The sequence below is a fragment of the Pseudorhizobium xiangyangii genome, from assembly GCF_020531965.1.
Taxonomy (GTDB): domain Bacteria; phylum Pseudomonadota; class Alphaproteobacteria; order Rhizobiales; family Rhizobiaceae; genus Neorhizobium; species Neorhizobium xiangyangii.
On record NZ_JAJAWH010000076.1, the window covers coordinates 1 to 3,144 of the forward strand.

General features: G+C 56.5%; 1 protein-coding gene. It reads right to left on the minus strand.

Translation table 11 applies throughout. The annotated features are described in order from the left end of the window. Nucleotides 1-1,914: hypothetical protein (locus LH464_RS24155; protein WP_226788945.1), on the minus strand; the 1,914-nt coding region annotated here is incomplete at its 3' end. Nucleotides 1,915-3,144: the final 1,230 nt, after the last annotated feature.

A 3,144-nucleotide genomic window follows, 5' to 3' on the forward strand; every position in this document is an offset into this window, starting at 1 on the left:
GTAGTCGCCGAGCAGCGAGAACGCTCCGGCCGCGGTTGTGGCGCCATTGATTGCGTCGACCACGCGGATCCCGTCAGCAACAGTCGGAGCGCCGGGACCGCCCGAATTGCGAACGGACAGGAGACTGGCCCCAGTCGCTGCGCCGCCATCAATGACCAAAAGGTCAGAGGGTGAGTTGTCCGCCGACAGGTAGCTATTCAAGCTGACCAGACCCCCATTTCCCACATAATTGGCAGTGGACAAGACTTTATAGCTTGCTGGCTGTAGTGGGTTTCCGACTGGGGGTAGCAAAGAGATTACCCCGGAATTCACTATTGCTTGTGACACGGTTGAGCTACCCGTCACAGCCCATTGACTGGCAGATCCCACGTCAATGTTGGTCAGATTTGTCGCCGCACCGGTCAGCTGGCTATTCTGCAGAGTGATATCGGCCAACCCTCCGGTAGCCACGAAAACGTCCCCGGTCAGTGTAGTGTCCACAGCGAACAAATCGACGCTGCTATGGTTCCCAAACTGGTCATCCAGACTCTGCAAGACGTAACCACTACCGGCGTAGGTGGAGGTATTATTCAGGTTAATGTCCAATACCGCGCCTTCGGCACGCACCAGATCTCCCAGTTCACTCGATATCTGACTATTTCTGAGGTCAGCAATATTGGGAGCAGCCAACGAGCCGCCCAGCGCATATATTGTAGCCGCGCCAGCGCCCGTTGTATTGATCGACAGGCCACCGGCATTGATAATCCCGCCGTTGCGCACCACCAAGCCGTGCGCATCCGTACCTGTGGTCGACAAGGTGACAGTATCAGCTGAAATGACAGCACCTTGGCCAAACGCATAGACTCCGTAGGCTCCAGCTCCTGTCGTCAGCACGGCACTCTCGGATATATCTAATCCGACCGGCGGCGCTGGTGCTGCGGTATCCACTACCCCGACCGCATCGGTACAGTTGTCGACAGCACCGGCCAGGGCACAAGCCTGCGCACCCACAGCCCCATCCCCGACAGTGGAGATCGACACTTGGTTCGCTATCAACATTGTTGGTGCGTTCGTGGGGAATCCACGCGCTTGCGACAGCAATCCCATGCTAAAGTCGCCGGTAGTTTGCAAGGAGCTAAGAGTTATGTTCAATGTTGCGCCAGCTTCCGCAACGACGGCAGAGGCTGTAGTCCCGGGATTTATAATGTTATCGACAACTCCCGTCGTGCTCACTGTCAGATTGTCGGCGAACAGCTGTGAGCCAGCCCCGGTCGCGTTGAGCGCGTAGCTGCCGTCACCGCTGGTGATCACCAGGGCATCATTGATGGACAAAGTCGCACTATTTTCGGCACGTACACCAAAAGCATCAATACCGCTCGTCTCAACTGTACCTGATGACAGGATGATCGACGAGCCGGCATCCAGCGCATGTAATCCATGCCCGAAATCACCAGCGGTGGAAATTGTGGCGCCGTTCAAGTCGACAGTCCCGCCCGATTGGGCGCGCGCACCTTGGGCTTGAGTTCCTCCGGTGATTATTTGTACCGCGCCGCCGGATACGGAGCCACCGCCAGACGCGTGTATGCCATGCGCGAAATCTTCAGAAGTAGAAAGTGTCGTAAAGTCGCCACCGGTGCCAGCTCCGAGTACCAGCGTGCTTCCACTACCGAACGCACCGGCCGCAGTGGCGACCGAGCCCGTTGTGGTAACCGATCCACCATTGAGGAAAATGGTCCCGCCCGATTCAGCCAGGGCGCCCTGCCCAGTGTCCCCAGTCGTTGAGATGGCCATATCCGTACTGGTGATTGTGGAGCCTGTACCGCTTGCCCAAAGTCCACGGGCGAGCGAGCCCGTAACGTCGATCGTGCCTCCGCGCAGAACAATGTTACCGCCACTCTGTGCGCCGCCACCATGCGCACCCTGCCCCCCAGTCATCAGCCTAACCGGTCCTAGAGCATCAATACTTCCTCCATTCAGCGTGCGGAAAGCGTAACCCGCAGTGAAAGAGCTGATCCCCGTATTCCATACGGAACCCGCCGGTGCTGTCTGGGCAGTTCCGTTAGCAAGTAGCTGTTGTCCGAGCACAGCAGTGGGAAGCGCCACCGACGTCAGCAGAGCTCCCAATGCAATTGCCTTGCGACCGACCGATTTTCCCTGATGGGAGATAGAAACGGCACCCCCGAAGGGCGAGGGTTTCATCTCACGCCAACGCTGGTTGCCTGGGCGATCACGCCACATCTCGGCGACGACAGCTGGAATTCTGGTATAGTAGCTAATCCAGTGTGCAATTTCTTTGTGGCCATTACAGTGGCTCCATAAGCGCGGATTAGTCCGTGGGGTCATTTTGTGGTCCTCAATCAGAAAGTTGCGCGAATTCTTCTGACCAACGGAGACGAGATTTTAGTAGTCGTTGTCAGAATGCGAGCCGATTTGTATGCAGGCAATAATTCACATTAGAATGAATATCAATTCACATCGCATCGTCACCGCTCATTTCCGGCGGTGGTCTGATCAACTGAAGATCAACAAACGGCGAGATTCACGGATCTCCGCTTATTTTCTGATCTATCGTAGGCACTGCTGACATGACGTAGCGCGGCACAAGCAGGCATCGATCACCTGCAGCGCATTCATTCTCTGGCTCGCCGACTTCTGGGCTCGGCGGCATTCGAGGCGGGGGGAATTCGGCCCCGAGTTCAGGGCAGAATACAGCAGGACCGAGCATTGGCGCAAGCAGCGGCCTTTTCCGTTTCCGGTAAGGTGAAAACAGCCGGGTCTTGGAAATTTCGGGGGAACTGCTATATTCAGTCTCGAAGTGTGGGATGAGCTTTCGCCCACCCCACATTTCCTAGATGATAAATAGGAACCGGATCTTGAGTAGCCAGCTCTTCCGGTTCCTTTTTATTTCCAGGGTAACGCTAAAGGGAATTACCCACATTTGCGCACCTTCGAGTTTGAGGGCAAAGCCTGATTGCCTCAGCCGGGGTGGCTTATCCTCCCGGTCGCGCCGGCTGGCTCGGCGCTGGCTACTTCTGCCCTCAAAACCTGTTGCCTCTCTATAAGAGACCGATTCTCCTTTCCAGAACCTAAACCGCGCGTCGGACCATCCCAGCCGGCGCGCAAGCTCATCGCGGCGACAGAATAGCTTTTAGATCGACGTCCTCG